Source organism: Caenibacillus caldisaponilyticus (genome assembly GCF_002003465.1).
GTDB classification, from domain to species: Bacteria; Bacillota; Bacilli; order Bacillales; family Sporolactobacillaceae; genus Caenibacillus; species Caenibacillus caldisaponilyticus.
The window spans coordinates 1-1,048 of record NZ_BDDQ01000151.1 but is presented as its reverse complement, the minus strand read 5'-3'; the positions used below and the strand labels follow the sequence as shown (position 1 = coordinate 1,048).

Genomic DNA, 1,048 nt, shown 5'->3' with positions numbered 1-1,048 from the left:
AGGATTTGCATGGGCTTTGGGTCTTTTCTTCCCATTTGGCCAGCACTTGTTCCAATAACAGCCGGGCCGCCTGCTTATTGGGGGCGTGAAGAATCCCGCGAATCTCCTCAAGCAAGGCATCCTGCATATACTTTGGTGCGGCATCGAGGATATTGCGAATAAAATGTGTCTGGCATCGCTGCCATGTCGCGCCTTGGAAATGCTTTTCAATCGCTTGCACCAGCCCGCCGTGTTGATCCGAGATGATCAAGTCCACTCCCCGGAGTCCCCGGTCTTTCAGCCATCCGAAGAACTCGCTCCAGCTGGACTCCGATTCACTGTTTCCGATTTGCAGGCCAAGAATTTCCCGGTATCCTTCCTCATTCACTCCTGTGGCGATCAAAACGGCTCTGGAACGTACCCGTCCATTTTCCCGGACTTTCGTATAAATAGCATCTACTAGCACAAACGGATACACATGTTCATGAAGGGAACGGTCATTCCAGTCTTGGATCATCGGATCCAGTCCTTTGCACAACGCGGAGACCGTGGACTTGGAAAACGAAGTCCCGCACAATTCTTCTGTGATTTGGGTGATCTTGCGGGTAGACACTCCGTTTACGACCATTTCCATGAGGGCCAGTACCAGAGCTTGTTCGCTCCGTTGATAACGTTGAAAGAGTTCGGTGGAAAATTCCCCATCCCTTGTCCGCGGCACGCGCAAGGTCAACCGTCCCACCCGAGTCGTCAATTGCCGGGGATAAGACCCGTTTCGATAGCCTTTTCGTTCCTCTGTGCGCTCATAACGGCCGGCGCCAAGTTGATCCGTTAACTGGGCTTCAAGGATTTGATTCAAGACCTGTTCCAACAGTTTGGCCAGTCCTTGATCTTGCGACAAGAACCCGTGCAGGATTTCATCGCTTATTGTAATATTGTATTGAGCCATAGTTGCTTTCCTCCTTTTTGTTTGGTTTTTGGTTCACTTTCATTCTATCAAAGGGAAAGCAACGTGGCTCTTTTTACATTTCCTTTTTACACAATTTTACGGACTCAACTTTAYCAAACCTTG

Annotated in this window: 1 protein-coding gene; it reads right to left on the bottom strand. The window is 49.6% G+C overall.

Going from position 1 to position 1,048, the window contains the following annotated elements:
* Nucleotides 1-925 (bottom strand): IS256 family transposase (locus tag CCB157_RS16935; protein ID WP_077616951.1); only part of this gene is annotated, 925 nt, incomplete at its 3' end.
* Nucleotides 926-1,048 lie beyond the last annotated feature (123 nt).